This window comes from Blautia intestinalis (assembly GCF_014297355.1).
GTDB lineage: Bacteria > Bacillota > Clostridia > Lachnospirales > Lachnospiraceae > Blautia_A > Blautia_A intestinalis.
In genome coordinates, this window is the sequence record NZ_JACOQE010000001.1 from 535,823 (window position 1) to 560,054 (window position 24,232).

Consider the following 24,232-nt stretch of genomic DNA (forward strand, 5'->3'; position numbering starts at 1 on the left):
CTTTTCATTGACACTGATGGGATATAACTGTAAAATAAAGCACGAGGGAAAGAGTATAAACATTATCATTTTATAAGGAGAATGTTATTATGAAGAATAAAAAATTACTTGCGATGACTGCAATGGTGATAACTGCATCTGTATTGATGACTGCATGCAGTTTCAGTGGTAAGGATAAATCAGAGGAGACTCCGGCAGCAGAGGTGACACCGACGGCAGAAGCAGCTGAACCGACTGCGACACCGGCTCCGACAGCAGAACCGACCATTGCACCGAATGTACAGAGCACAACTTACACATCCGCAGATAAGTCGATTGCGATCAACCTTCCGGATGCCACATGGTCCAATAAGACAGACGAGACAGATATGGTAAGCTTTGAGTCTCCGGATGTCGGAAGCATTCTGATCCTGCACGGACAGGGTGAAGATACCATGGCGTCTACCGTGATCCCGAGCACACAGGATATGGCAGTTTCTCTTGACCAGGCAGATGGTGACAAAGTAAACGGCACTGATTTTGAAATTCAGGATTATACATCCAATGATGTCAATGGAATTGGTGTTTACAGTTACACAACCAGGATGCTGAATACAGATAAGAGCGGCGGAGACCTTTATGTGGTTCACAAAGTATTTGCAAACGATACCGAATATTACAATATCGAAGCTTCTGTAAAGAGTGAAGACGCACTGGATTCTATCAAGGCAGCAGTTGCTTCCTTCCAGATTCTGGGAGATTCTTCTCTGAAAGAAGCAGCACCGCAGCAGGCAGCGCCGGCAGCGGACAACAGTTCCGCGGACAATGCCACAGCAGGTAACACTGCAGCAGACAATTCCGGTGCAGCGGCTTCTGACAACGCAGGAAATACAGATGCATCCGCTTCCGCTGACGGAACTACAGCCGATGCTTCACAGGCAGCAGATAATGGAACTGCTTCTACAGACACATCCACGAATTCCGGTGGATTTACAGATGAGCAGCTTTCCAACACCGATGAGACAAGGACCATTTACCGCAATTCCGACGGACATCCGCTCGTTATTCAGTCGGACGGCAACGGAAACTGGGTAGATTTTGATGGAAATACTTATAGCTTTGCTGATGAGCAGGATGCATATGATGCAGACGGCAACAGCTATTACTGGCACGGAGAAGCAGCAGACGTATATTATATGCCTGTTCAGTAAAAGGATAACAAAGACACAAAAGAGGCAGGTGAGAGATCATCTGCCTTTTTTACCAGCAGGAGAGAGGAAGAAAATGGAAGCATACAGTAAATTTGCACAGGTTTATGACTTGTTCATGGACAACATTGATTACGAAGGATGGGCGGAATATGTCACAGCACGCCTGAAAGAATACGGGATTGCAGACGGACTCGTACTGGAACTCGGCTGCGGTACAGGTACAATGACGGGATTGCTTGCAGATCGGGGTTATGATATGATTGGAGTGGACAATTCCGAAGAAATGCTTGCAGAAGCAATGGAAAAAAGAGTGGAGTCCGGACAGGACATTCTGTATCTTCTGCAGGATATGCAGGAATTTGAATTATACGGCACGGTACGTGCGGTTGTCAGCGTCTGTGACAGCCTGAATTATATCACCGAGAGAGAAGATCTTCTTCAGGTATTTCGCCTGGTAAATAATTATCTGGATCCGGAAGGAATCTTTCTTTTTGATATGAATACCATACATAAGTACAGAGATCTTATGGGGGATACAACGATTGCCGAGAATCGTGAGGAAGGCAGTTTTATCTGGGATAACAGCTTTGATGAAGAAGAAAGCCTGAATTATTATGAACTTGCTGTCTTTCTTCCGAGAGAGGATGGCCTGTACGAAAAATGTGAGGAAGTCCACTGTCAGAAAGCATATCCGCAGGAAGAAATCGAATCACTGATAAAAGAAGCAGGTATGGATCTTCTGGCGGTTTATGATGCCTATACAATGGAACCTGCTGCGGAGGACAGTGAGAGACTGTTTTTTGTGGCAAGAGAAAAAGGAAAAAATAAATAAAAGAGGTACAGAAAGAACATGAAAGATTATATAGTAAGAGCAATTGCTGCGGACAGCCAGATCCGTGCGTTTGCAGCAGTTACAACAGAAACCGTAGAGACTGCAAGACAGGATCACAACACAAGTCCGGTGGCAACTGCCGCTCTGGGACGTCTTCTCACAGCAGGATCTATGATGGGCGTGATGATGAAGGGAGACAAAGATATCCTGACACTGCAGGTAAAAGGTGATGGACTGATTCAGGGAATTACCGTTACTGCAGATTCCAAAGGACGTGTCAAAGGTTATGTGGGAAATCCGGAAGTGATCATTCCGGCAAATGCAAAAGGCAAACTGGATGTATCAGGAGCAGTCGGCAATGGCTTTCTTCAGGTCATTAAGGATATGGGACTGAAAGAGCCGTATGTCGGTCAGGTCGCATTACAGACGGGAGAGATCGCAGAGGATCTTACTTATTATTTTGCAGTGAGTGAGCAGGTGCCGTCAGCAGTAGGGCTCGGCGTTCTGATGAACAAAGATAATACCGTACGTCAGGCTGGAGGTTTTATCGTACAGGTTATGCCGTTTGCAGAAGAAGAAACGATCGCAAAACTTGAAGAAAATGTACAGAAGATCCAGTCCGTAACGACACTTCTGGAGCAGGGCCATACACCGGAGAGCCTTCTGGAACAGGTACTTGACGGTTTTGATATTGAAATCAACGATACGATCCCGACAGAATTTTACTGTAACTGCAGCAAGAGCCGTGTAGAGCGTGCGCTGATCAGCATCGGACGTAAAGAACTAAATGAACTGATCCAGGAAGGCAAAGAAGTAGAACTGAACTGTCATTTCTGTAATAAAAATTATATCTTCAGTGTAGAGGAGTTAAAAGAAATTCTCAGAAAGTGCAAATAGGAGGAAAAAGCTGTGAAAGACGGTTTTATCAAGGTAGCTGCCGCTACACCGGATGTCCGTGTGGCTGACTGCGAATATAATGCAACAGAAATCATCCGTATGATCCATGAGATGGAAGAACAGGGTGCAAAGGTTATGGTATTTCCGGAACTTTGTATCACTGCATATACCTGTGGAGATCTGTTCTGGCAGGAGAATCTTCTGGAAGAGGCGAAAGTTCAGCTTGTCCGTATTGCAGAAGAAACAAAAGAGGTGGACGCACTGATCTTTGTCGGACTTCCTCTGGAATACAATGGTAAGCTTTATAATGTGGCAGCAGGACTCAATCACGGTGAAATCCTTGGGTTTGTACCGAAGACGTATCTGCCAAATTATAATGAGTTTTATGAGGCAAGATATTTTACTTCAGGAGAGCATGTCGACGGCACGGTTCACATTGACCGCGAAGCGTACAAAGAACGGTATGACAGCGATTTTGATGACGTGGAATTTGACATTGAGATGGCATCTTTTGATGAGTTTGAAGAACTCGAAGAAATTGAAGAGTTCGATGATGAAGATTTCGATGATGAAGATTTCGACGACGAGGATTTCGATGATGAAGATTTCGACGACGAGGATTTCGACGACGGGGACTTCGATGATGAGGATTTTTTTGACGATGATGAGATGGAAGATGACGAGCTTTATGAGGAAGATATCTGGATCTCTCCGAATACGATCTTTACAAGCGAGGACATGCCGAAGTTGCAGATTGCAGCAGAAATCTGTGAAGATCTCTGGGTACCAAATCCGCCGAGCGTTGCACATGCATTCCATGGTGCAAATCTGATCGTCAATCTGTCCGCGAGTGATGAAGTTGTCGGTAAGGATTCTTACCGTAAGAGCCTTGTGAGTGCGCAGTCTGCAAGACTTCTCTGTGGCTATATTTATGCAACTGCGGGAGAAGGTGAATCCACACAGGACGTCGTTTACGGAGGTCATAATCTGATTGCGGAAAACGGCTCGATTCTTGCTGAGAGCCGAAGATTCACCAATGGTGTAATCTATGCAGATCTTGATATCCACCGTCTGGACAATGAACGAAGAAGAATGACAACCTGTCAGTTTGCGCCGGATCTGGCACCGGAAGGGAAGGACATCAGTTATAACGAAGCACCGTTTACACTGGAAAATACAGAGACAGTTCTTACCCGTAAATTTGATTCCAGACCGTTTGTACCGGGAATCAAAGAAGAAAGAGAGCGCCGCTGTGACGAAATCCTGAATATTCAGGCAATGGGACTGAAAAAACGGCTTGCACATATTCACTGCCAGAATGCTGTGATAGGTCTGTCAGGCGGACTGGATTCTACGCTGGCACTTCTTGTCACAGTGCGTGCATTTGATATGCTTGGTATGGACAGAAGCAAGATCACGGCTGTTACAATGCCGTGTTTCGGAACGACTGACCGTACCTACAACAATGCCTGCCAGTTAAGCAAATGTCTGGGGGCAACGCTGAAAGAAGTGAATATCCGTGAGGCGGTTAATCTTCATTTCAGAGATATCGGGCATGATCCGGAAGTACATGATGTCACTTATGAGAATGGTCAGGCAAGGGAACGTACCCAGATCCTGATGGATATTGCAAACCAGTCCGGTGGTATCGTTATCGGAACCGGTGATCTGTCTGAGCTGGCACTTGGATGGGCTACTTATAATGGTGATCATATGTCCATGTATGCAGTCAACAGTTCCGTGCCGAAGACACTGGTACGTCATCTGGTAAGATATTATGCAGATACCTGCGAAGATCAGAAACTTGCAGATATCCTTCTGGATATTCTGGATACTCCTGTAAGTCCGGAACTTCTCCCGCCGAAAGACGGTGTGATTTCCCAGAAGACGGAAGATCTTGTGGGGCCGTACGAACTGCATGACTTTTTCTTATATTACATGCTTCGTTGGACATTCCCGCCGAAAAAAATCTTCCGTCTGGCTCAGAATGCTTTTGCCGGAGAATATGATGATGAGACAATCCTGAAGTGGCTTAAGACATTCTATCGCAGATTTTTCATGCAGCAGTTTAAACGCTCCTGCCTGCCAGATGGCCCGAAAGTCGGAAGCGTTGCTGTATCTCCGCGAGGAGATCTCCGCATGCCGAGTGATGCGTGCGCAACATTGTGGAAGAAAGAACTGGATCAGATCCGGATCTAACCGGCAGTCTCAGCTTTTGCGACAGCTTCATCAACGGCATGGATCAGCATGAGTGCTGTATATTTCTGGTCGCTGGAATACTTTAGATTTTCCAGTGACTGTGCAGAATAAATCTGGCTGGCAAGCGAATCCAGTACAGGTTCAACCAGAGGAAACATGGCAGAAGTGCTTTCACTCAAATTTGCGAGATGAATTGATTGGATACTGTCCTGATCGACGGTCACTTCGACATCGAAGCTGTTGTTATTTAATCGAATAGAGGTCCGGTAAATCCCGGGTGTGTATTTTGAAACGGTATCTGAGGATGCCGTTTCAGATTTTCCGGGGCCGAACATAAGAAGCATCACTACCCCGAAGATCACAAGGAGCAGCAGAAAAATTCCGGTATAGATTACCTCTTTCATATGTAAGACGATGATTTTGGTTTTCGAACTCATGTTGAAGCCTCCTGATCCGATGGTCCGGTTCCCGGTGCGATGCCCAGGGGTACTGCGGGATATGATTCTGTATATCTTATTCATATTTTACTGAAATATGTATCATAAAAGTAAATGTTTAGCAGGGAGGGTTTTATGTCACTTCAGTTTATCATTGGAAATTCCGGCGCGGGTAAATCGTACGCAGCATATCAGAATGTGATATGCGAAGCCTCACGAAATCCGGCAAATATGTATTATGTAATCGTTCCGGAGCAGTTTACCATGCAGACGCAGAAAACACTCGTGGAAATGCATCCGCAAAAAGGAATTTTAAATATTGATGTATTGAGCTTTGAACGACTGGCATACCGTATTTTTGAGGAAGTCGGAGGAGATACACGGAAAATTCTGGAAGAGACCGGAAAGAATATGGTTCTTCAGAAACTGGTACAAATGAACCGGAAAAATCTTGTCTATCTGAAAAACCAGATGAAAAAGCCGGGCTATCTTGATGAAGTGAAATCCCTGATCTCGGAGTTTATGCAGTATGAAGTCCATGAAGAAGAGATGGATAAGATGATCAATGACGCAGAGGGCAAGCCGCTTTTGCAGATGAAATTAAAAGACGTGTCGGTTCTTTATCAGGCATTCCGGGAATATCTGTCGGACCATTTTATGACATCAGAAGAGGTGCTGGAAGTACTTGCAAAGGAAATTCCGTTTTCACAGAAACTACGTGGAAGTACAGTCATACTTGATGGTTATACGGGATTTACACCGGTACAGCATACGGTTATCCGGGAACTGCTGGCAGTCTGCAAAAAAGTTTCTGTGACAGTCACAATGGATGTCAGAGAGGAATTGCTTGCAAAGGGAAAGCCACATGAATTGTTTTATATGAGTCATAAAATGATTCGCTCTTTAAGTGAATTTACAAAAGATATGGAAGAACCAGTCTGGATAAAGAGTGGCAGCAGTTCCCGGTTTGCTGATTCGCCTGCCCTTGGATTCCTGGAGCAGAATCTGTTTCGTTATCGCAGAAGAAGTTATGATAAAGAGCAAAAAGAAGTGCAGATTTTTCAGGCAGGGACACCGGAGAGAGAGATGCAGGAGACTGCAAGAAGAATTATCCGGCTGGTACGGGATTCACAGTACCGCTACGGGCAGATTGCAGTGATCACAGGAAATCTGGAAGAATACGGAAGTATTGCAAGACATGTCTTTGAAGAAGCCGGGATTCCGTTTTTTATAGATGAGAAGCATTCTGTACTGATGAATCCATTCGTGGAATATGTACGTGCGGCACTGGAGATGGTAAGTCAGGGATTCAGCTATGAAAGCGTGTTCCGGTATTTGCGCTGCGGTATGTCCGATATTTCCAGAAGTGAGACAGATCGTCTGGAAAATTATGTACTGGCACTTGGAATTCATGGATTTCGAAAATGGGATGAGGGATGGGTGCGACTCAGCCGTGACATGGATCCGGAGTCAATCATGGAACTGAATAATATACGGGAGCGTTTCATGACGGAGGTACGATCTCTTGCAGAAGGTTTTGCCGGAAAGAAAAAAACAGTCGCAGAATACAGCAGGTGTCTATATGAATTTATTGTGCAGAGCCGCGTGCAGGAAAAACTTGCAGTACAGGAGCTTTTATTTAAGCAGCGCGGCGACCGTGCCATGGAAAAAGAATATGCCCAGATTTATGGTATAGTTATGAATCTTCTCGATAAAATGGTCAGCATTCTGGGAGAAGAAAAAGTATCTGCGGAGGAATATCGCCAGCTCCTTGAAACAGGCATGGGACAGGCGAAGGTAGCACTGATCCCGCCGGGAATCGATCAGGTACTGGTCGGTGATATGGAGAGAACGAGGCTGAAAGATATCCGTGCATTGTTTTTTGCAGGAGTCAATGAAGGATGTATACCGAAAAATACGGAGTCAGGAGGAATCCTTACAGAGATGGACAGAGATTTTCTGGGAGGGCAGGGGATTGAACTGGCACCGGGACCAAAAGAACTGATGAATATGCAGAGGTTTTATCTGTATCTCAACCTCACGAAGCCATCCGAGAGACTCTGCCTTTCGTACAGTATGTCCAATGGAAAAGGAGAAGCGACGGGACCGGCATTTCTGATCCGGACAGTGCAGACACTTTTTCCGAAGCTTAAGACAGAGCGTGCGGAAAAACCACAGAATGAGCTGGAACTTATTGAGACTCCGAATACAGCAGTGGAATATTTTCTGTCAGGACTGACTGATGAAGAAAAAAGAAAAGATAATCTGATTTTTGCGGAACTGTATAGTTGGTATCTGAATAGTCCGAGATATCGTACAGCAACAAAAAAACTCATAGAAGCTGCTTTTATTCGCAAACCGGTCGATCAGATCAGCAAAAGCGTAGCGAAAGCTCTGTACGGGGAAGTTTCACCGAACAGTGCAACGAGACTGGAACGTTTTTCGGCATGTGCTTTTGCGCATTTCCTGAAATACGGACTGGAAGTAAAAGAACGTGCAGAATACGAATTTAAGGCGATGGATATGGGAAATGTGATCCATCAGGCACTGGAAGATTTTGCGGCAGAACTTCACAGGAGAAAGTTGGACTGGAGTGTGCTTTCGGATGAGTTGCGGGATGCGATCGCGGATGAATGTCTGGACAGGATCAGCGCCGATTATGGCAATACGATCCTTCAGAGCAGTGCAAGGAACCGGTATATGATCGAGCGTACGCGAAGAATCCTTAGAAGAACTGTGTGGGCATTGCAGGAACAGCTTCGAAACGGTAAATTTCAGCCGGAGGGATTTGAAGTTTCAATCGGCGGAGGACGTATTGACCGTCTGGATATCATGAAGACAGACGATAAAGTCTATGTAAAGATCATTGATTACAAGACGGGAAATACGACATTTGATCTGGTAAGCATTTATTACGGTCTGCAGATGCAGCTTGTCGTCTACATGGATGCGGCGGTAAAGGCAGAACAGCGCAAATATCCGGATGCAGAGGTGAAGCCGGCAGGAATTTTTTATTACAATGTCAAAGATCCTATGCTGCAAAAAGAGATGGAAGATGATCTGGACGGACTGGATCCGGAGATCTTTAAAAAACTCAAAATGAATGGTCTGGTCATGGCAGACAGAGATGTGATCGAAGGTCTGGATAAGACAACAATCTCCCTGCCGTTGTCCTACACAACGAAGGGGGAACTGAGGAAAGGTTCTTCAGTAGCTGATGAGCAGGGGTTTGCACTTCTGGGTGCCTATGTCAAAAAGAAGATTACTGATATCCGGGAGGCAATACTGGACGGTAATGCAGAAGTTTCGCCTTATGAGATGGGCAATCGGAATGCATGTACGTACTGCCCGTATCAGGGGACATGCGGATTTGACCGCAAAATCCCGGGATATGAGTTCCGCAGACTGAAGCAGTTTGCAGACGATGAGATATGGAAAGCATTTGCAAAGGAGGTGGATGACGAATGGGAGTAATATGGACTGAGGAGCAGCAGAAAGTGATTTCACTCCGTGACCGGAATATTCTGGTAAGTGCAGCAGCAGGATCCGGAAAAACTGCCGTTCTTGTAGAACGTATTTTAAGCAAGATCTGCGATCCGAAGAAAACAGTCGACATAGATCGTCTTCTGATCATGACATTTACCCGCGCGGCTGCCGGAGAAATGAAAGAACGTATCTCAGCGGCAATTGAACAGAAACTGTACGATAATCCGGATAATGAACACCTTCAGCGTCAGACATCACTGATACATAATGCACAGATTACGACCATCGATGGTTTTTGTGCATATATCATCCGAAATTATTTTCATATGATAGATCTGGATCCGGGATATCGTACAGCAGAAGAAGGAGAACTGAAACTTCTGCGTGAAGATGTGATGAAGGAAGTGCTGGAAGAGGCATATGCGCAGAAAGATGAGAAATTTCTGAATCTGGCAGAGTGTTATGCAAACGGCAAAACCGATGATGAAATCCGGGATATGATCTATAAGTTATATGATGCTTCTATGAGTCATCCGTTTCCGGAGGAGTGGATTGAAGAATGCCAGAGAGTCTATCAGGTGGATAACGTAATAGAACTGCGTAATACAAAGTGGATGACGCTTCTGTGGAATGCTGCGCTGGAAAGTATTTCAGAAATTGAAGAACTGCTGGAATGTGCCACACATATCTGCCGGGAAATCGATGGTCCGTATTTTTACGAAACAGCATTGGAAAGTGACAGTCTCCTTCTGAAAGAAGCAAAAGAACGTGCAGCAAAGAGGGACTATAATAGCATGACATCACTTCTTGCAGCACATAAATATGCACGTCTTTCTGCCAAAAAAGATCTGAATGTAGATGAGGAAAAGAAGAAACTGGTGAAAGACCTTCGTGATACAGAAAAACATTTATGGAAAGAACTTGAAGAGCATTATTTCAGCCAGTCTGAAGAACATATTCTGGAGGCATTGAAATACTGCCGGAAACCTATGGAGGGACTTGCACGGATCACATTACAGTTTAAAGCAGCATTTGCGGCAAAAAAACGAGAAAAAAATGTTCTGGATTTTTCGGATATGGAACACTTTGCCCTGGAAATACTGATGAAAAAAGAAGGCGAAGATATCATTCCAAGTACTGCTGCGAAAGAATTATCTGCCAGATATGAGGAAGTAATGGTGGACGAATATCAGGACAGCAACCTTGTACAGGAAATGATCACTAATCTGGTGTCCGGCTGGGCGGATGGACGTAAAAATATTTTTATGGTAGGAGATGTAAAGCAGAGTATTTACAGATTCCGACTTGCAAGACCGGAACTTTTTATGGAGAAATACCACAGCTATTCTCTTGAAGATGCAAAAGAACAGCGTGTGGATTTGTACAAAAATTTTCGAAGCAGGAGAGAAGTTTTATCTTCGGTTAATTACATTTTCCGCCAGATTATGGGGGAAGATATAGGGGGCATTACTTATGACGACGAAAATGCGCTTTATACAGGAGCTTCTTTTCCGGAAAAAGAACATATAGTGGGAGAGAAAACAAATGACTCCGAAAATACGACAGAAGTTCTTTTGATCGAAAAGGACGGGGAAGAACTGTCAGAAGAAGAAAATGGAAATCAGACAGTACAGGAGCTGGAGGCACTGGCTATTGCACAGCGAATCCGCAAAATGGTCGGCAATGAGGAAGTGCTGGATAAAGAGACCGGCAGATACCGGAAGGTTGAGTACGGAGATATCGTGATTTTGCTTCGTTCGGCGACAGGATGGGCGGAACCGTTCAGTCAGGTGCTGACATCCAAGGGCATTCCGGTTTACAGTGCATCGCGGACAGGATATTTCTCAGCACAGGAAGTCGTTACCCTTTTGAATTATCTGAGAGTCTGTGATAATCCATTACAGGATATTCCACTGACCGGTGTACTGCATTCTCCGATCGTGGGATGTACGGTGCAGGAGCTTGCAATCCTTAAGAGTCGTTGCCCGGAGAGAATGCTGTATGAGAGTCTGTGTGCCTACTGCGAAGCGGAACGGGAAATCCTGACAGAGGAAGAAAAATGTTTACAGGAAAAATTATGTGGATTTCGTAAGCAACTGGAAGAGATGCGGAATTTATCTGCGTATACACCGGTGCATGAACTGATCCTTCGTATTTTGGCGAAGACTGGCTATGCGGATTATGTAAAAGCTGTGCCGGGAGGTGCGCAGCGCGGGGCAAACCTTCATATGCTTGTGGAAAAAGCAATGGATTATGAGAAGACGAGTTACCGTGGACTGTTTAACTTTGTCCGTTATATCGAAAAGCTCCAGAAGTATGAGGTGGATTTTGGCGAAGTAAATCTTGCGGATGCCGGAAGTGGTGCGGTGCAGATCATGACGATCCACAAGAGCAAGGGACTGGAGTTTCCGGTCGTATTTGCAGCCGGAATGGGGAAACAGTTCAATTTTCAGGATATCAACAGTCGTTTCCTGATCCATCCGGATATGGGATTCGGGGTAGATGTGATACTTCCGGAAAAAAGACTGATTCTTTCCGCGGTTCATAAGCAGATCATCCGCAGACAGTTACAGAGAGAAAGTCTGGGAGAAGAACTGCGTGTGCTTTATGTAGCACTGACAAGAGCGAAGGAAAAGCTGATCATCACAGGATGCATCGGTAAACTGCCGGATGTCTGTAAAGCATTAAGTGTTTATATGGATCATGAAGAGCCACTGCTTCCGATTGCAGTGCGCGGAAAGGCAAAAACTTACTGGTCTTATATTCTGCCGGCACTTGCAAGACATCCTGCAATGCAGGGGCTGCTCCATGAATATGGAATTACAGAGAGACCGGCTGCGGTCTGCGAGAAGGAAAATGCGCAGTTTATCGTGCATAAGGTGACCGTGACAGAACTGGTACAGGGAGAAATTCTGGGGCAGACGGATACACAGATGCAGGAAAAACTTCTGAAAGAATGGGACAGTAACAGAATTTATGATGAAGAGATCCACGAGTTTTTGGAAAAGCGTTTCAGTTATCAGTATCCGCATGCATACTTAAGGAATCTTCCGGTGAAAGTCAGTGTTTCTGAACTGAAGAAGCGCAGCTGGCACGGGGAAAATGACCGGGAGGAAGCATTGTTTTCAGAGCCGGATATCGTGCCTCTGGTGCCGGATTTTGTATCCGGAGGAAACGAAGAATATAAGGGGGCAGCACGGGGAACAGCATATCACCGTCTGATGGAATGTCTGGATTATATGTCAGTGGATTCAGAAAGTCAGATCCACAAACAGATCACTGCACTTACAGAAGCTAAAAAAATGGCATATGAAGAAGCGCAATGCATCCGAATACAGGATATTATGACATTTTTGCATTCTGAGATCGGTCAGCGTATGAAAAAAGCTTTCGAGGCGGATCAGTTATACAGAGAACAGCCATTTGTACTTGCACAGAGTATGAAAAATATCGAAAAAGACTGGAATGGTGAGGAGACTGTTCTGGTACAGGGAATCATCGATGCTTATTTTATAGAAGATGAAGAAATCGTACTTGTCGATTACAAGACAGACAGGGTGCGAAAAGGTGAAGAACAGCATCTGATCGACCTTTATCATACGCAGCTTGAGGATTATGCGCAGGCACTGGAGCGTATGCTGCAGAAAAAAGTAAAAGAAACCTATATTTATTCATTTGCACTTGGGAAAATGATCCCGGTCTGAAGTCCCGCAGGGCAGGAGATTAAACTCTCCAGCCTGCGGGATATTTATTTTTGAAAGTCTGACCGACCAGCTTGCCAAAACCGAGAGGATAGCCCTCGACGCAGAGAAGATGCCAGCCCTTTGTATGGGCAGCTTCTGTCGGTCCTATATTCAGGGTTTCACCTTTCAGGTAACGGGTAAGCCGCTGGTCATTAACAGAAAGGGAAATGATCCCGTCTGCATCATCTTTTCGAAGGGCAAGTGCAAATGGTTCGGACGGTTCGAAACGATTTTTCTTGAGATCTCCGAGATATAATCCGTTTCGAAGGAAGGTGAGGCCACGGAAATCACCGGTGACCGGCGGAAGATAGTAAACTTTGTCTTTACGTGTTTCGACACGGTTCCAGTCGAATGCCTGGCCGCCGAGTGTTTTGAGTCCGATTTCCTGAAAGAAAAGTTCCAGCCATTTACGGGTGTCCGGATTGGGCTTTGCATAAGAAAACTGACCAATCAGATCCGTGCGGCCTTCTTTGCGGAACAGAGCCATAAAGTGTCCTTCCCCCTGCATTTTATGAGGAAAGAGATGAACACAGTGGGAAAGCGCCGGATCGCCGTTTCCCCATGCCGGGACTCCGGGAGTGAAATCCTCGTAAGCAGGAAGTTCCATAAGCTTCATATCCGGGCGGTTTTCGAGAAGATAAGAAACGACTCCTTCATCTTCTTTCGGGGCAAAGGTACAGGTAGAATAAAGAAGCTGTCCGCCGGGACGCAGCATATCCGCAGCCTGTAAGATCAGTTCTTTCTGGAGAACGGAAAGCTCCTCGGATTTTTCCGGTGTCCAGTCTCTGGCAAGTGCGTCTTCTTTACGGAACATACCTTCACCGGAGCAGGGGGCATCCAGCAGGATTTTGTGAAAAAATTCCGGAAAACGATTTTTCAGATGAGCCGGTGTCTCATTGGTTACAAATGCATTGGCGATGCCAAAAAGTTCTATATTTCGAAGCAGCGCGCGAGTTCTGGAAGAACTGATATCGTTGGCAACAAGAAGTCCGCTGCCGTTTAACATGGCACCCAGTGCAGTCGCTTTACCGCCCGGTGCCGCGCAAAGATCAAGGATGTTTTCACCCGGAGTGACCGGAAGGCAGGATGCCGGTGTCATGGCACTTGGTTCCTGCAGATAATAAAGTCCTGCCTGATACAGAGGACAGAAAGAAGGGCGGACATCCCCGGGATAAAAATATCCGTTCGGAATCCACGGGATCGGGGTGACCGGAAACGGCACGATTTTTTCAAATTCTTCACAGCTTATCTTTGCGGTATTGACACGCAGCCCGTAGGTGCGTGGCGCTTCATAGCTTTTTATAAAATCTTCGTATTCGTCTCCGAGCATTTTCTGCATACGTTCCAGAAATGCAGGAGAGAGTAGATCGGTAATGTTATAGTCAGACATGAAATTCTCCTCATTCAGTAAAATGTCCTGAGGATTCGTCCACAGGAACTAAATATAATGAAATTATAAAATAGTTGAAGAAAATAGAAAATACTATTGACAAAACTATATTATATATCGTATAGTATTGCTAACGAAATAATATTGTATTAATAAACAATATTACAGACAATATAAAAAGGAAGTGAGAGCATGGTATTTAATACAGGTGCGGCACTTCTGGATGCGATCGTTTTAGCTGTAGTATCGAAGGAAAAAGACGGAACCTATGGCTATAAGATCACCCAGGATGTACGGAGTGTGCTGGATGTATCCGAATCAACGCTGTATCCGGTGCTGCGGAGACTGCAGAAGGATGAATGTCTGGAGACGTATGATCAGGCTTATGCAGGCAGGAACCGCAGATATTATAAGATCACAGAGAAAGGCATGGCACAGCTGAATCTCTACAGAGTTGAATGGAAAACCTATTCGACGAAGATTTCGAAGCTGTTTGAGGGAGGCATAGAATTATGAACAGAGCGCAGTTTATGGAACAGTTAAAGAAACTGCTTTCTGATATCTCTGAGGAAGAAAGACAGGAGGCTCTTGATTATTATGAGAGTTATTTTGACGATGCCGGAGAAGATCAGGAGGCAGAGGTGATCCGGGAGCTTGGAAGCCCGGGTAAAGTTGCAGCGATCATCAAAGAAGACTTAAAGAACAGTTCGCAGAATTACGGAGAATTTACAGAAAGCGGATATCAGGATGAGCGTGCAGATGATGAACGTCAGATGCCACAGAGACGTTCAGAGAAAGGCTATCATGCAGAACGCAGGGGCGGTAAGGCAGGCGTGATACTTGTACTGATCCTTCTGGTATTTATTGCGCCACTGATCAAGGGCACAGTCGGCGGAATCATCGGATTTATTGTGGCCCTGATCCTACTTCCGCTTATCCTTGTATTGGGCACAGGGGCAGTTGTTATCGCACTTTTTGCAATCGCAGTGATTGCAATCGGCGCAGGTATTGGCGCCTGTGTGACAGCGACACCGGCATTTGGTGCTCTTGGAATTGGCATCGGCCTGATTCTGCTTTCTCTTGGACTGGTTGGACTTGTATTTTTTGTATGGGCGGCGAGCCGTGCACTTCCGGCAATTCTTCGCAGGTTCACAGATTTTTGCGGCAATATATTAAACAGGGGCAAAAAGGGAGGCGACCGGGTATGAGAAAATTTTCAAAAGTGGTACTGGTCATAGCAGCGGCAGCAGGTGTAGTGGGGATCGGCCTGACGATAGGCGGTGCTTCAATGGGAGCAACGATCGCGGGACTAAATTTATCAAAAGACGGATTCGGCAGTGCTGTCCGGCAGACTGTAAAATATGTAAGTTTTGGGGATGAAGATGACTGGAATCAGGACTGGGATGAGATTGATGAATCGGACAGTAAAGAGGCGGCCGGAACGAACGGGGAAATCTATCTGTTTGACGGAGTGTCAAAACTTGATCTTTCTATAAGAACAGGGGAACTTTATCTTAAAGAATACAATGGAAATGAGATAAAAGTTGAAGTTTCAGGGAAAGATAGAGAGAAAGTACGTGTCGGACAGGAAGACGAGACTCTGGTTCTGGAAAGCATCGGCAGGGTACAGGACAGAGAAATCACGGTCAGCTATCCGAAGAAAACAGAATTTGAGGATGTGTCCTTAGAGGTGGCGGCCGGTACCATAAATCTGGATGATGATTTTTATGCAAAAAAACTTAAGGTATCTGTAGCAGCAGGAGAATTTTTAAATGATGGTGCAGTTACAGCGGAAAAGGCAGATATTAGCGTGGGCACAGGAAATGTTGATCTGGATAATCTGAACGTACAGAATCTGGAAGCAGACTGTGGGATCGGAAATATCGATCTTGATATCAATGGGAAAGAGTCAGATTATGATTATGAAATCTCCTGTTCCGCAGGTGAGATAGATATTGGTGACAGTTCATACAGTGGTATCGGACATGAGAAAAAAATCAGCAATCCCGGAGCATCCGGAAAGATGGATCTTGACTGTGGGGTGGGAAACATCACCGTAGATTTTGAGTAATGATAAGAACAAGGAAATCAAAGTTTTTCAGAAAGAAGGATTTTACTATGAGTAATAAACGACTTTACAAATCATCTGTTAATTACATGCTTTGCGGTGTCTGTGGCGGTATTGCAGAATACTTCGATATTGATCCGACACTGGTGCGTCTTGCATGGGTGATCCTGACCTGCTTCGGTGGTGCAGGCATCTGGGCATACATCATTGCTGCGATCGTTATTCCGAAGAGCTGATAAAGGTGTATATTTTTCTGAAAAAATGTCCATACTCTGAGAAATGAATAAAAGGAGTAATCAGGACATGAATAAGGAAAAAGAAGTGGAGGCCTATCTTAAGAATGAACTTCCGGAAGAAGAAAAGCTGAAATATGAGATCGCGCAGGAGCTGGGAGTGCTGGATAAAGTACTGGAGGGCGGATGGAAAAGCCTGTCAGCAAAAGAAACCGGCAGGATCGGCGGACTCGTGGCTAGCAAACGTAAAGAAAATGAAAGATAGGACACAGAAAAAACACTGTTCGGATGTTGTTCCGGACGGTGTTTTTTTGTTATAATAAAAATGACATGTTTCGGATTTATCCGCAGGCAGAAACTTATTATACAGAACAACAGAAAACAGGAGAAAATTATGGCAGATATGCAGAATGCATATGTAAAACTTGATAAGGTATCCAAAATATATCAAATGGGTGAAGTTGAGATCAAAGCAGTCGATGAGATCAGTTTCGAAATATCAAAAGGAGAATTTGTCGTGATCGTCGGACCGAGCGGTGCGGGCAAAACGACGGTTCTCAATATCCTCGGAGGCATGGACACTGCAACGAAGGGGACGGTACTGGTGGACGGTAAAAATATCACAGATTATAACAGCCGCCAGCTGACTGCCTACCGCCGGGATGACATCGGATTTGTATTTCAGTTTTATAATCTGGTGCCGAACCTTACCTCGCTGGAAAATGTAGAACTTGCCATGCAGATCTGTAAAAATCCGCTGGATGCAGGAGAAGTTCTGAAAGAGGTTGGGCTTGAAGAACGTATGGGAAACTTTCCGGCGCAGCTTTCCGGTGGAGAGCAGCAGCGAGTGTCCATTGCACGCGCTCTTGCCAAGAATCCGAAGCTTCTTCTTTGTGATGAACCGACGGGTGCGCTCGATTATCAGACCGGTAAGGCAATATTGAAGCTTTTACAGGATATGTGCCGTCAGAAGGGAATGACCGTAATCGTCATCACACACAACTCGGCGCTGACACCGATGGCAGATCGTGTGATCCATATTAAGAACGGAACGGTTTCCGCAATGGAAATGAACGAGTATCCTACACCGGTGGAGGAGATTGAATGGTAGGAAAGGCATCTGGAACAGGAAAAAGAAAACAGAGAAAAAAAGCACTGCATAAAGATTTTTGGATGGAAGTCCGCAAGAGCCGGGCACGATTTATTTCAATCTTCTGTATTGTTGCGCTCGGTGTTGCCTTTTTTTCCGGTATTCAGGCTGCATCTCCGGATATGAGATTATCAGGTGATGCGTATTACAATACATCAAAACTGATGAATCTCAAGATCGTCGGTACAATGGGGCTGACGGAAGATGATGTGAAGGCAGTGCAGGAGCTTTCGGGAGTCGGAAGTGTGGAAGGTGCATATTCTACAGACGTGATCTGTGGAGAAAACGATTCGCAGAAAGTCCTTCATGTGGAATCTTTAAATAGAGAAGTCAATCAGCTTACTTTGACGGAAGGGCGTCTGCCGGAAAAAAGCGGTGAATGTTTTCTGGATTCTACGTTTGCGACATCGCAGGGATACGAAGTGGGCAGTAAGCTCGTGATCCGGCAGGATGGAGATAATGGTCTTCTGAAGACGGAAGAGTACACGGTCACAGGTATCGGAAAAAGTCCGCTGTACATTTCTTTTAACAGGGGAAATACGACGGTCGGTTCCGGGGAGGTGAATGGATTTGCCTATGTACTTCCGGATGATTTTGACTCGGAGGTTTTTACGCAGATTTATGTGCGTGCAAATGAGGTAGAAAAGGTCACCAGCTATACCGATGCATACGAAAATCTGATTGACAAGATTCAGAAAAAAGTCGAGGGAATCGAAGAGGAGTGCTGTCAGATCCGTTATGATGAGGTCATGGCGGAGGCGCAGGACAAGATTTCCGATGCAGAAAAAGAGTTAGAAGACGGTAAGGAAGAAGCAGACGAAAAGCTTGCCGATGCAAAGAAGAAACTGGACGATGGCGAAAAAGAGCTGAAAGACGGCGAGAAGAAATACAATGATGGCAAAAAGCAGCTTGAAGATGCCTGTAAAGAACTGGAAGACGGTAAGAAACAGCTTGCCGATGCAAAGAAGCAGATCAGTGATGGCAGAAGCCAGATTGCATCTGCGAAAGAAGAGGCGGCAGATGGCAGAGCACAGCTTGAAGATGCCCAGAAAAAACTGGACAGTGGCTGGAAAAAGTACAATACCGGAAAGACGAAATATGACGATGGCAAAGCTAAATTTGACGCGGCTAAGAAGAAATTCGAGGCAGGTAAACAGAAGATTGCCGATGCAAAAGCGGAGTTAGATAAGAAGCAGCAGGAGCTGACGGCAGCTATTGCGCAGGTTAAAGCCGGGCAGACTACAGTGGATACACAGATTGCACAGCTTAATACACAGATTCCACAGCTTGAGGCAGGAATCAGTCAGCTGGAAGCGGCTGCCGCCGGACTTAATGCGGCACAGCAGGCAACGGATGCAGCGCAGAGTGCTGTGAGTCAGGCGCAGGAAGCCGTAAATGTGGCACAGGCCGCTTACGATGAGGCAAAACAAAAAGCTGATGCAGGAGATGAAGAGGCGAAGGCACAGTTAGAAGTACTTGCACAGAATCTCGGGAATGCACAGACAGCACTTGGTGAGGCTGATCAAGCATTAAAAACCGCACAGGAAGCGCTTGGTGCATGCCAGCAGGCAGCTGCACAGAAAACAGAGCTTGAGAACAATCTGGCGGACGCAAACAGTGGGCTTGCGACACTTCAGGCAAAGAAGAACGAGCTTGCAGGAACACTTGCAACTCTCAATGAAAACCAGAAACAGCTCGACAGCGGCTGTGCAGCGCTTAATGCGGAGGAAGAGAAGCTTGCTCCGGCACAAAAAGAACTTGATGCAAACGAAAAGACGCTTGCTGCCAGCAAGAAGCAGCTGGATGCAAGCCTTAAGAAACTTGAGAGCAGTCAGAGTCAACTGGATGCAAACCGTGCAAAACTTGATTCTGCGGATGCACAGATTGCGGCAAATGAAGCAAAACTTAATTCAGGCGAAGCGGAGATCGCGGCAAATGAAAAGAAGCTGACTGATGGCGAAAAAGAAATTAAAGAAAATGAAGAAAAGTTAAAAGATTCCGAAAAGAAATTAAAGGATGCACGCAAGGAGCTGGCAGACGGAAAGAAAGATTATGAAGATGGCAAAAAGGACGCGCAGGATGAGATCAAAGAGGGCCGGCAAAAAATAGACGATGCAAAGAATGAACTGAACGATCTGGAAAAACCGGAGTGGATCATCACAGACCGTAACGGACTTCCGGAGTATTCAGATTATGGAGATAATGCAGATCGAATCAAAAATATCGGTGAGGTTTTCCCGGTGATCTTTTTCCTGGTCGCTGCGCTGATCAGTCTTACGACCATGACGCGAATGGTCGAAGAACAGAGAACACAGATCGGAACGATGAAGGCACTGGGCTACAGCAAGATTCATATTGCTTCGAAGTATTTAAGCTATGCATTTCTGGCGACGGCAGGAGGCAGTATTGTCGGTATCCTGATCGGTGAAAAGATATTGCCGTTTATCATTATCAAAGGATATGGAATGATGTACCACAATGTAGATAAAACACTGCAGATCCATTATGAACTTAAGTATGCACTGACTGCTTCGATGGCGGCACTGATCTGTACTGTCGGGGCAACTGTATTTTCATGCTATCGTGCACTGGCAGAGACACCGGCATCCCTGATGCGTCCGCCGGCACCAAAAGAAGGCAGGAGAATCCTTCTGGAGCGGATGCCGTTCTTCTGGAAACATCTGAATTTTACATGGAAATCCTCTCTTCGAAACCTGTTCCGCTACAAGAAACGTCTGTTTATGACTGTCTTCGGAATTGCAGGAAGTATGGCACTGATGCTGGTCGGTTACGGAATACGGGATTCTATTTCTGATATTGTAAATCTTCAGTATACCGACCTCCAGCATTATGATGCGATGATCATATCGGACGATGATGCGACCGATGCAGAGAAAAAAGAACTGCAAAGCTGTCTGGAGCAGAATGAAGATCTGGATCATTATACAAATATCCAGCTTACCAAGCTTGCAGCGCCGAACGGAAAATCAGATTTAAGTGTGTATGTTTATGTACCGGAAGATCTGGAAAAATTCAAAAAAGACGTTACTTTACAGAACCGTGTCACGAAACAGTCTTATGAGCTGCCGGAAGAAGGTGCGGCAGTCAGTGAAAAAACAGCGACACTTCTCGACTCAAAAGTCGGAGATGAACTGACATTGAAAAAAGACGACAAAGAATACAAAGTAAAGATTTCGGTGATCACCGAAAATTATGCCGGACATTATGCATACATGTCTCCACAGGTATATGAAGAAACCTTTGGTGAGAAACCGGATTACAGTGACATTGTATTTACGGTAAAGGACAAATACAAAGATCAGCTTGAAGAGATCGGACAGAAAATTATGGAATCACCGGCTGTCTTAAGCATCAGCTACACATCAAGCACAGTAGATATGGTAGACCGCATGCTCAGTACGCTGGGAAGCGTAATCATAGTACTGATCGTATCCGCCGGAATGCTGGCTTTTGTTGTTCTTTATAATCTGAACAATATTAATATTACCGAGAGACAGAGAGAACTTGCGACACTGAAAGTTCTGGGCTTCTTTGATATGGAAGTTTCGCAGTATGTTCTGAGGGAAAATATTCTTCTCACGATTGCAGGAATACTTGCAGGATCGGGGGTTGGTATTCTGCTGCACCGTTATATCATTGTGACGATTGAAGTGGATGCTGTTATGTTCGGACGAAATATCCGCCCGGTCAGCTTTTTATACTGTGCCGCGCTCACCTGCATTTTCTCTGTGATCGTAAACATCTCTATGCACAACAAACTGAAAAAGATCGACATGGTCGAATCGCTGAAATCTGTGGAATAAGCATATAGATAACTACAAGGAACCCCATAATCTGTGAAAAATATGCAATCCGTCTTGACAAGGCGAAAAAATGCAATTACAGTAGATGGGAGATGCTTTTTTTAATCAGGAGGACATTATGAGCAAAGAACTTGCAAAGACATATGACCCGAAGGGTCTGGAAGACCGTCTCTATCAGAAATGGATGGATAACGGATACTTCCACGCAAAAGTAAATCCGGATAAAAAACCGTTTACCATTGTTATGCCGCCGCCGAACGTAACCGGACAGCTTCATATGGGACATGCACTTGATGAGACCATGCAGGATATCCTGATCCGTTTCAAGAGAATGCAGGGTTATGAAGCACTGTGGCAGCCGGGAACCGACCATGCTGCGATCGCAACAGAGGTTAAGGTTATTGACAAACTCAAAAAAGAAGGAATTGACAAACACGACATCGGCCGTGAGGAATTCCTGAAACATGCATGGGCATGGAAAGAAGAGTACGGCGGAAAAATCATCAACCAGCTCAAGAAGCTTGGTGCATCCGCTGACTGGGAAAGAGAACGTTTCACAATGGATGAAGGATGCTCCAAAGCTGTACAGGAAGTATTCATCCGTTTATACGAAAAAGGATATATCTACAAAGGTTCCAGAATCATCAACTGGTGTCCGGTATGCCAGACTTCTATTTCCGATGCAGAAGTTGAGCATGAGGATCAGGACGGATTTTTCTGGCACATCAATTATCCGATCGCAGGAGAAGAAGGACGTTTCGTAGAGATCGCAACTACCCGTCCGGAGACACTTCTCGGAGATACTGCAGTCGCAGTAAACCCGGAAGATGAGAGATATAAAGATCTGATCGGCAAGATGCTGAAACTGCCTCTTACTGACCGTGAGATCCCGGTGATCGCTGACGAATATGTAGATAAAGAATTCGGAACGGGCTGCGTTAAGATCACACCGGCACATGACCCGAATGACTTCGAAGTAGGCAAACGCCACAATCTTGAAGAAATCAACATCATGAATGATGATGCTACTATCAATTCTCTCGGCGGCAAATACGCAGGTATGGACCGTTATGAGGCTCGTAAAGCTATGGTTGCAGACCTGGATGCACTGGGACTCCTTGTGAAAGTCGTTCCGCACAATCACAGCGTCGGTACACATGACCGCTGCGGTACGACAGTAGAACCGATGATCAAACCGCAGTGGTTTGTACGTATGGACAAGATGGCAAAGGCAGCTATGGATGCGCTGAAACCGGGTGAACTGGAATTTGTTCCGCCAAGCTTTGGCAAGACCTATCTGCACTGGCTTGAAAATATCCGTGACTGGTGTATTTCCCGTCAGCTCTGGTGGGGACACAGAATTCCGGCTTATTACTGTGATGAGTGTGGTGAAGTTGTCGTTGCGAAAGAAATGCCGGAGAAATGCCCGAAATGCGGATGCACACATCTGCATCAGGACGAGGACACTCTGGATACATGGTTCAGTTCCGCGCTGTGGCCGTTCTCCACACTGGGATGGCCGGAGAAGACACCGGAACTGGAGTACTTCTATCCGACAGATGTCCTTGTGACAGGTTATGATATCATCTTCTTCTGGGTTATCCGTATGGTATTCTCAGCACTTGAGCAGACCGGGGAAGTTCCGTTCCATCATGTACTGATTCATGGCCTTGTGCGTGACTCTCAGGGACGTAAGATGAGTAAATCTCTCGGAAATGGTATCGATCCTCTGGAAGTTATTGATAAATACGGCGCAGATGCACTTCGACTGACTCTGATCACAGGTAATGCACCTGGAAATGACATGCGTTTCTACTGGGAACGTGTAGAGTCCAGCCGTAATTTTGCAAACAAAATCTGGAATGCATCCCGTTTCATTATGATGAATCTGGAGGGCAAGACTGTAACTGAGCCGGCAGATCTGAATGATCTCTGCTTCGAAGACAAATGGATCCTTTCCAAGTTGAACACCGTAATCCGTGATGTTACAGACAATATGGATAAATACGAGCTTGGAATCGCTGTACAGAAAGTTTATGACTTCCTGTGGGATGAACTCTGCGACTGGTACATTGAGATGGCGAAAGTTCGTCTCTGGAAAGCAGATGAAGATCTGAAAGCAGCAAATGATGCACTCTGGACTTTGAGAACAGCCCTGACCGAAGGACTGAAACTTCTTCATCCGTATATGCCGTTTATTACAGAAGAAATCTACTGTACACTTCTTCCGGAAGAAGAGTCTGTCATGATTTCCGACTGGCCGGTATATCAGGAAGCATGGGTATTCCCGGAGGCCGAAAAAGCAGTTGAAAGCTTCAAAGAAGCAGTTCGCGGCATCCGTAATACACGTACTGAGATGAATGTACCGATGAACCGCAAGACCAGCCTTCACATTGTTGGCAAAGATGCTGAGACATGTGCAAGATATGAAGCATGCAAGAAATCCTTTGTGAACCTCGCATTTGCAAAAGAAATCCTTGTACAGGAAGGCAAAGAAGGCATTGGTGAGGATGCAGTATCTGTAGTTGTATCCGATGCAGTCGTTTATATGCCGCTTGAAGATCTGGTTGACCGCGAAAAAGAGATGGAACGCCTTAAAAAAGAGCAGGATCGTCTCACGAAAGAAATCGCAAGATGCCAGGGAATGCTGAGCAATCCGAACTTTGTCAATAAAGCTCCGGAAGCAAAAGTAAACGCAGAAAAAGAAAAACTTCAGAAATACGAAGAAATGATGGAAAAAGTAAATACACAGCTTAAACAGATGGAGAAATAATAAAGGAGCA

General features: G+C 45.4%; 16 protein-coding genes. 14 read left to right on the forward strand and 2 right to left on the reverse strand.

What is annotated here, in order from left to right:
- Positions 1-89: 89 nt before the first annotated feature.
- From H8Z79_RS02395 to H8Z79_RS02410, 4 genes are all read left to right on the forward strand, one after another.
- The gene (locus H8Z79_RS02395; RefSeq protein ID WP_015542216.1) at positions 90-1,190 is read left to right on the forward strand and encodes a PsbP-related protein; all 1,101 of its coding nucleotides are present in this window, start codon (positions 90-92) and stop codon (positions 1,188-1,190) included.
- Between the two features lie 73 nt (positions 1,191-1,263).
- A complete protein-coding gene (locus H8Z79_RS02400; RefSeq protein WP_015542217.1) occupies positions 1,264-2,022 on the forward strand; it encodes a class I SAM-dependent DNA methyltransferase in 759 nt (252 codons plus the stop codon).
- Positions 2,023-2,040: 18 nt separating this feature from the next.
- A complete protein-coding gene (gene hslO / locus H8Z79_RS02405; RefSeq protein ID WP_118039852.1) occupies positions 2,041-2,919 on the forward strand; it encodes an Hsp33 family molecular chaperone HslO in 879 nt (292 codons plus the stop codon).
- 12 nt (positions 2,920-2,931) lie between these two features.
- Positions 2,932-5,118 (forward strand): NAD(+) synthase, encoded by a 2,187-nt coding sequence (locus tag H8Z79_RS02410; protein ID WP_118039851.1) that lies wholly within the window; start codon positions 2,932-2,934, stop codon positions 5,116-5,118.
- Here H8Z79_RS02410 and H8Z79_RS02415 read toward each other — a convergent pair.
- Complete coding sequence (locus H8Z79_RS02415) at positions 5,115-5,555, reverse strand: hypothetical protein (protein ID WP_118039850.1); 441 nt, start codon at positions 5,553-5,555, stop codon at positions 5,115-5,117. The genes H8Z79_RS02410 and H8Z79_RS02415 overlap by 4 nt on opposite strands.
- Before the next feature lie 135 nt (positions 5,556-5,690).
- On the opposite strand from H8Z79_RS02415, the gene addB reads away from it, so the two are divergent.
- Together addB and addA are read left to right on the forward strand one after the other, a co-directional pair.
- A complete protein-coding gene (gene addB / locus H8Z79_RS02420; protein ID WP_118039849.1) occupies positions 5,691-9,029 on the forward strand; it encodes a helicase-exonuclease AddAB subunit AddB in 3,339 nt (1,112 codons plus the stop codon).
- Positions 9,020-12,745, forward strand: coding sequence for a helicase-exonuclease AddAB subunit AddA (gene addA / locus H8Z79_RS02425; RefSeq protein WP_118039848.1), 3,726 nt, complete (start codon positions 9,020-9,022; stop codon positions 12,743-12,745). The genes addB and addA overlap by 10 nt, the downstream gene beginning before the upstream one ends.
- 19 nt (positions 12,746-12,764) lie before the next feature.
- On the opposite strand, the gene H8Z79_RS02430 is transcribed toward addA, so the two are convergent.
- Entirely contained in the window at positions 12,765-14,174 is a 1,410-nt protein-coding gene (locus H8Z79_RS02430; RefSeq protein ID WP_118039847.1) for an RsmF rRNA methyltransferase first C-terminal domain-containing protein, read from the reverse strand.
- 192 nt (positions 14,175-14,366) lie between these two features.
- Between H8Z79_RS02430 and H8Z79_RS02435 the strand changes: the two genes are divergently transcribed.
- The 8 genes from H8Z79_RS02435 to H8Z79_RS02470 all read left to right on the forward strand — a co-directional run bounded on the left by H8Z79_RS02435 (position 14,367) and on the right by H8Z79_RS02470 (position 24,222).
- Entirely contained in the window at positions 14,367-14,690 is a 324-nt protein-coding gene (locus tag H8Z79_RS02435; RefSeq protein WP_015542223.1) for a PadR family transcriptional regulator, read from the forward strand.
- A complete protein-coding gene (locus H8Z79_RS02440; protein ID WP_015542224.1) occupies positions 14,687-15,382 on the forward strand; it encodes a DUF1700 domain-containing protein in 696 nt (231 codons plus the stop codon). Before H8Z79_RS02435 ends, H8Z79_RS02440 begins: the two co-directional genes overlap by 4 nt.
- Positions 15,379-16,245: a DUF4097 family beta strand repeat-containing protein gene (locus H8Z79_RS02445; protein ID WP_118039846.1), complete on the forward strand. Its 867-nt coding sequence runs from the start codon at positions 15,379-15,381 to the stop codon at positions 16,243-16,245. The genes H8Z79_RS02440 and H8Z79_RS02445 overlap by 4 nt, the downstream gene beginning before the upstream one ends.
- Before the next feature lie 47 nt (positions 16,246-16,292).
- Positions 16,293-16,478: a PspC domain-containing protein gene (locus H8Z79_RS02450; RefSeq protein WP_015542226.1), complete on the forward strand. Its 186-nt coding sequence runs from the start codon at positions 16,293-16,295 to the stop codon at positions 16,476-16,478.
- 67 nt (positions 16,479-16,545) lie between these two features.
- Positions 16,546-16,740 carry a small, acid-soluble spore protein, alpha/beta type gene (locus H8Z79_RS02455; RefSeq protein ID WP_015542227.1) on the forward strand — a complete coding sequence of 65 codons (195 nt, stop codon included), beginning with the start codon at positions 16,546-16,548 and terminating at the stop codon, positions 16,738-16,740.
- 129 nt (positions 16,741-16,869) lie between these two features.
- A complete protein-coding gene (locus H8Z79_RS02460; RefSeq protein ID WP_182279237.1) occupies positions 16,870-17,586 on the forward strand; it encodes an ABC transporter ATP-binding protein in 717 nt (238 codons plus the stop codon).
- Positions 17,580-21,449 (forward strand): ABC transporter permease, encoded by a 3,870-nt coding sequence (locus H8Z79_RS02465; protein ID WP_118039845.1) that lies wholly within the window; start codon positions 17,580-17,582, stop codon positions 21,447-21,449. The genes H8Z79_RS02460 and H8Z79_RS02465 overlap by 7 nt, the downstream gene beginning before the upstream one ends.
- Before the next feature lie 118 nt (positions 21,450-21,567).
- The gene (locus H8Z79_RS02470; RefSeq protein WP_187002664.1) at positions 21,568-24,222 is read left to right on the forward strand and encodes a valine--tRNA ligase; all 2,655 of its coding nucleotides are present in this window, start codon (positions 21,568-21,570) and stop codon (positions 24,220-24,222) included.
- Positions 24,223-24,232 lie beyond the last annotated feature (10 nt).

Coding starts and splice junctions, on each gene's coding strand:
- H8Z79_RS02430 (WP_118039847.1), bottom strand. CDS start 14,174: ATGTCTGACTATAACATTACCGATCTACTCTCTCCTGCATTTCTGGAA.
- H8Z79_RS02395 (WP_015542216.1), top strand. CDS start 90: ATGAAGAATAAAAAATTACTTGCGATGACTGCAATGGTGATAACTGCA.
- H8Z79_RS02400 (WP_015542217.1), top strand. CDS start 1,264: ATGGAAGCATACAGTAAATTTGCACAGGTTTATGACTTGTTCATGGAC.
- H8Z79_RS02460 (WP_182279237.1), top strand. CDS start 16,870: ATGGCAGATATGCAGAATGCATATGTAAAACTTGATAAGGTATCCAAA.
- H8Z79_RS02465 (WP_118039845.1), top strand. CDS start 17,580: ATGGTAGGAAAGGCATCTGGAACAGGAAAAAGAAAACAGAGAAAAAAA.
- H8Z79_RS02445 (WP_118039846.1), top strand. CDS start 15,379: ATGAGAAAATTTTCAAAAGTGGTACTGGTCATAGCAGCGGCAGCAGGT.
- H8Z79_RS02455 (WP_015542227.1), top strand. CDS start 16,546: ATGAATAAGGAAAAAGAAGTGGAGGCCTATCTTAAGAATGAACTTCCG.
- H8Z79_RS02440 (WP_015542224.1), top strand. CDS start 14,687: ATGAACAGAGCGCAGTTTATGGAACAGTTAAAGAAACTGCTTTCTGAT.
- hslO (WP_118039852.1), top strand. CDS start 2,041: ATGAAAGATTATATAGTAAGAGCAATTGCTGCGGACAGCCAGATCCGT.
- H8Z79_RS02435 (WP_015542223.1), top strand. CDS start 14,367: ATGGTATTTAATACAGGTGCGGCACTTCTGGATGCGATCGTTTTAGCT.
- addB (WP_118039849.1), top strand. CDS start 5,691: ATGTCACTTCAGTTTATCATTGGAAATTCCGGCGCGGGTAAATCGTAC.
- H8Z79_RS02415 (WP_118039850.1), bottom strand. CDS start 5,555: ATGAGTTCGAAAACCAAAATCATCGTCTTACATATGAAAGAGGTAATC.
- addA (WP_118039848.1), top strand. CDS start 9,020: ATGGGAGTAATATGGACTGAGGAGCAGCAGAAAGTGATTTCACTCCGT.
- H8Z79_RS02450 (WP_015542226.1), top strand. CDS start 16,293: ATGAGTAATAAACGACTTTACAAATCATCTGTTAATTACATGCTTTGC.
- H8Z79_RS02470 (WP_187002664.1), top strand. CDS start 21,568: ATGAGCAAAGAACTTGCAAAGACATATGACCCGAAGGGTCTGGAAGAC.